This is a genomic window from Mesotoga infera, from assembly GCA_011045915.1.
Taxonomy (GTDB): domain Bacteria; phylum Thermotogota; class Thermotogae; order Petrotogales; family Kosmotogaceae; genus Mesotoga; species Mesotoga infera_D.
This window is the reverse complement of the sequence record DSBT01000163.1, coordinates 1-5,338: the sequence shown is the minus strand read 5'-3', so window position 1 is coordinate 5,338 and position 5,338 is coordinate 1. Positions and strand designations below refer to the sequence as shown.

Genomic DNA, 5,338 nt, shown 5'->3' with positions numbered 1-5,338 from the left:
TTGATGAGTGGAATCATTAGGTACATCTTGCTTTTCTTTCCCGCCATTAGAAGATTTCCCTTCCTAATCAGTATGAGAATAATAGAATCGTTGATCCTCGAAAGAGCTGACTGCAGCTTTCTTGGATCCACCTGGATCACAAATTCCTCCCCGCCGAAGGACGCAATTTCACAGTCATACCTTAGGCTGCCGGCCTTGAGAAACAACTTGAGCTTATTTCCGTCTGATATCATAAGAACCGAAAAGCCGCGCCTGGATAGCCTTGTGATCTTTCGTAAAGCAGAAAGGAGGGCTTTTCTCTGCACGCCGACTCCCGAGGCTGTCTCACTGAAGAGAAAAGATGGTGGTCTGGGAAATTCAGTCTCATCCGTACAGACTGAAAAAAGCAGCGGACCTGCCTTCAATCCCAGTTCCGAAATCCCGCTCCCGGCATCAAGCACTTCCGTTTTCAGCAATTCTAACGTTTTTACGAGATGTCTGACGGTTACGTACTGGAGCGAGAAGTGAAAGTCAGTTCTTGGCTCATATTCGAGAATCGACAGCAAGACCAGTCTACCGGCCGACGCTGCAAGAATCGTCTCGCTCCCCTTCGAAAAGATCTCAACGGTATCGCCTTCCATCGATGCCGCGGAAACGAAATTCAGGGACTCGTTGAACTCTTTCAAAGGAAAACGCGAAGAGAACTCAAACTTTCTTTCCATGGCAGGAACAGCATCATTTCGGGCTTTCTGAAGGCTAAGAGTCTCTGAATCAGTTTTAATTGCAATGGTTTCACCTTCAGAGGTGAAAGAGACGAACGACTTTTCGTCTGAGCTCTTCAAAGCCCTGGCATAATCTATGGGAACAGAATAGACACCGGTGAAAGGATCAACAGGGAGGCTGGATGAGAACTCAAGCTTCAGACACCCGTCTGTAGCAAAGAACTTCAGACCTCTTCTGAAGTAAATCTGAAAATAGCGATAGGAGGGCTCAACTGTACCCGACACCCTTCCGAATAGATCTATCAGCTTCGAATAATCCGAGGAAACCAACCTGAAATTCATCTCAATCCTCAGAACAGTCTTATCTGTTCTTTCTCGGCGAGCCCCTTCAACGCACCGTACTTTCTCAACATTTCTACGCTTGTCTTGTTTAGTGAAGTTCTCCTTACCAGATCCTCGACTGAAGAGAAAACCCTCTTGTCTCTTTCCTTCTCGATAGATCTCGCGGCTTTATCCCCCATGTTTTGAAGTCTGTTGAAGGGTATCCTGAGGGATTCGCCTTCAATTAGAAATCTCGTGGGGTGTGATTTCATGAGGTCGACATTCAAGAATCTGAATCCCCTGTAAATCATTTCCATCACCACTTCAAGGAGTGTCTCCTTCGCCCTGTCTTTCACATTTCTGTCTTGATCAGCTCTCAATCTTATTATCTCTTTTTTGATTGAATTTGTGTCCGAAGTACAGATGTCGATATCAAACTCTCCGCCCTTAATCGAAAAATAGGTGCTGTAAAAGGCGAGGGGATAGTGTACTTTGAAATACGCCACTCTGTATCCCATGCTAACGTATGCGGCGGCATGTGCCCTTGGAAAGAGATACTTTATCTTCTTACAGGAATTTACAAACCACTCAGGAGCACCGCAGGACCTTACCTCTCTTTCATCCTCTTCGCTTAAGCCCTTCCCTTTTCTGACCTTTTCCATAATCTTGAAGGCATCTTTTGGCTCCATTCCCCTGACAATTAGATAGTTCATTATGTCATCCCGGCAGGCAATAACATTCGACAGCGACGCCTGCCTGGAGGTAATGATGTCCTTTGCGTTGTTCAACCACACATCAGTTCCGTGTGAAAGACCGGAGATTCTGACAAGCTCCCCAAAGGTAGAAGGTCTGGTATCTGAAAGCATACTACGAACGAAAGTGGTGCCGAACTCCGGAATCCCTAGAGTTCCCATGTCTGTTCCCAGCTCGTGATACTTGACTCCTAGCGACTTCAAAGAAGAGAAGATTGACAACGTCTCCGGATCGTCCATAGGGATCTTTTCAGGATCGACCCCGGTGATATCTTTCAACATCTTGATGAAAGTGGGATCGTCATGACCCAATGCATCTATCTTAACGAGATCATCGTGAATGACTTCGTAAGCGAAGTGAGTTGTCAACGTTGAGCCTTTCGTATCATTTGCGGGGTGCTGTACCGGCGTGAAACTATGGACATCCATGTCTTTTGGCACGATCATGAGTCCGCCGGGATGTTGACCAGTTGTTCTTCTGACACCCACAATTCCTCGAGCTATTCTCTCCTGTTCTGCTCTTCGAAGGTTCCTGCCGCTCTTTTCGGAATAGGCTCTCACAAAACCGAAGGCCGTTCTCTCTGCAAGTGTTGAAATTGTACCGGCCCTGAACACGTGGTCCCTTCCAAACAACTCTTCGATAAAAGAATGAGCGCGCTCCTGATATTCGCCAGAGAAGTTAAGGTCAATATCAGGCACTTTGTCTCCCTCAAATCCGAGAAAGGTCTCGAACGGTATGCTCTGCCCGTTCTTCGACATCTTCTTCCCGCAGACGGGACAGTCCATATCGGGAAGATCGTAACCGCATTCGAGATCGGTTTCCGGAAAGATCGACTTGCCACAATCAAGACAGAGATAATGTGGAGGCAGCGGGTTTACTTCGGTTATGCCGATTACGTTGGCCACGAGAGAGCTGCCTACGGAACCTCTTGAGCCGACAACATAACCGTCTTCATTGGACTTCTTTACCATCTTCTGAGCAATCAAATATAGGACAGCGTAGCCGTGGCCGATAATGGCATCGAGCTCTCGATTCAGCCTTCTTTCAACAATCTCTGGCAAAGGACTGCCATAGAGACTTTCGGCATTCTCGATTGCCATTTTCCTTACCTCTTCATCAGCTCCTTCGATTACCGGAGGATGAAGTTTTCCCTCAACGGGCGTCACTTCTTCGATCAGTGAAGCTATGTATCTGGAATTGTCGATGACTATTTCTCTGACAACTTTCTCGTCCTCAAATATCTCGTTTGCTTTTACCAACATCTCCTCTGTCGTGTGTAGATGCAGCGAAGGCTGGTTCTGGAAGTTATCGTAATCCTGAGCCGCATTTATTGCTGCTCGAAAAATATCGTCATGAGGATTCAAAAAATGAACATCCCCAGTCATTACAACTGGAATGTTCAATCTCTTTCCCACCTTATAGAACTCCCGGTACATATTCGCAAGAGTTTCCCTGGACATGTTAGTCTCGCCTTCAGAAGTGTCGATGTTATCCAGTGGCATGACTTCAATGTAATCGTAGAACTTTGCGATCTCCTCGAGTTCATCGGTGCTTGCCCCACCTATATAGGCTTTGGCCAGCTCCCCGGAAACGCATGCGCTGCCAATTAGAAGACCTTCCCTCGTATCGGCTAGCAAGCTCTTGGGAATTCTAGGCTTCATGTAGAAATACTTCGTGTGTGAAGCTGTGACCAATCTGTATAGATTCTCCAGCCCTTTTCTGTTCTTTGCAAGTATACTTATGTGAAAGGGTTTCAACGAATCGAGATTCTGGTTCTTCCTGAGCTTCTCAAGTTCGTTTACATTCTGAACCCCTCTCTTCTTTGCAAGCTGAACAAACTTCTTCAGAACTTCGGCCGTCACCTTTGCGTCTTCGTAAGCTCTGTGATGGTCGAAATGTCCCAGCTTCAACCGCTTGACCACATTATCGAGAGAATAACTCTTCGATCTAAAAAGGCTCTTTGCCAGTGCCAGGGTATCGATGCACGGCATTTCCCAGTCGCCTCCAAAGTGCTTCTTCACTGAATTACGGACGAATCCATAATCGAAAGAAGCGTTATGCGCGACTAGTATGCAGCCTTCAGCGAACTTCGTGAATTCGGGAAGTACCACTTTGATCGGACGCGCTTCGGAAAGCATATCTTCGGTAATTCCCGTCAGGCTGGTGATCATTGCAGAGAGTTCCTTCTCCGGCTTCACAAAGGTGGAGTAAGTTCCTAAGACTTCACTTCCCTTCATTTTGATAGCGCCTATCTCAATGATCTCATCTTCTTTAGGATTGAGGCCAGTGGTCTCAAGATCAAAAACCAGGAACGAAGCATCGTCGAGCGGTGAGTCTTCTTCATCCAGATTCATTGATATCTGCTGGGAATCGTTAATCATGTAACCTTCCATACCAAATATCGGTTTGATTCCCTTCTTCTTAGCAGCGAAATAGAACTCGGGAATGGACTGGACCACACCGTGGTCGGTTATCGCGGCAGCGTCATGTCCCCAATCCTTCAAGGTATCGACCAGTTCTCGAACATCCACAACTGAATCGAGAGCGCTCATTTTTGTATGAAGATGGAGTTCAACTCGCTTCTCAAGAGATTCGTCAACGCGTTTGGGAAGAACTGTTCTCTGTACGTCTCTCGGAATAAGGACTTCGTCTTTCATCCAGCTGTCTGTTTCCATCTTTCCTCTAATGGTTATCTCATCACCCTCGCGGAGCTTCTCAGAAAGAGAGCGAGCGTTTTCACCAATTAGCTTCACCGTAAGAGAGTCCGTGTAGTCGGTGACGCTAAATGTTAGGATGAAAACTTTGCCGTTCCTGCATTCAAGTTCGAAGATCTTTCCTCTCACAACCAGATCGGATTCATTCCCGAGAACTTCCTTCATCTTCTTGGAAACGGCTCTTATTTCTCTGCCCATCAAGACCGTATCGACTTCACCGGAAGAAACGGTCTCCTTTTCTACCTCTCTTCTAAAAACCTCTTCATTGATCAGATCACTCTGATCGTCTCGGATATCCAGTATTATTTCGAAAGGAATGGCCCTCCTGCAGACCTTCTCAATTGCCTTTCTCAAATCCTGTTTCTTTGCGCTGATTCGCTGAAAAGAGAATTGATCGTGAACAGTAATCAATATCCTGTTGTCATCGAATACCATTTCCGAAGAAGCCAAATAAGAAGACGCCCCATTTGTAAGCTTCAATATCTCTCTGAACTGCGCATCACTAACTACCTCCGGTATTTCTTCACCGGCCTTGACTGCTCCACCGTTCACGGGCTGGAAATAGAGACGGACCGAGGATTTGAGAAACTGAGAAGCCTTCTCCAGAAATGCAGACTCCAGAAAATCCTTAAGCTCGATGCTTACCTCACATCCGATCTTGATCATTATCTCTTTTGAATCGCAGTCGATGGATATCTCCGAGACTTCTACGCCTTCACATTCCACAGACGAATCGGCTTCGATGATTCTCGATAGAAGCCTTTTTATTGGAAGTCCTAAATTCCTCATGCACAGCTTCATGCTTTTCGAACACCTCCGGGAAACTTCCTTGCGGCAAGGTGACACCAG

2 protein-coding genes are annotated in these 5,338 nt (G+C 46.5%); both read right to left on the bottom strand.

The window, feature by feature from the left end:
• Positions 1-1,043 (bottom strand): hypothetical protein (locus ENN47_05780; protein ID HDP77682.1); only part of this gene is annotated, 1,043 nt, incomplete at its 3' end.
• Between the two features lie 8 nt (positions 1,044-1,051).
• On the bottom strand, positions 1,052-5,290 hold the full coding sequence (locus ENN47_05775) for a PolC-type DNA polymerase III (protein ID HDP77681.1): 4,239 nt from the start codon (positions 5,288-5,290) through the stop codon (positions 1,052-1,054).
• Between the last annotated feature and the right edge of the window lie 48 nt (positions 5,291-5,338).

Bases quoted from the DNA above. Each gene is read 5' to 3' on its own strand.
- ENN47_05775 (HDP77681.1), bottom strand. From the start codon at position 5,290: ATGAAGCTGTGCATGAGGAATTTAGGACTTCCAATAAAAAGGCTTCTA.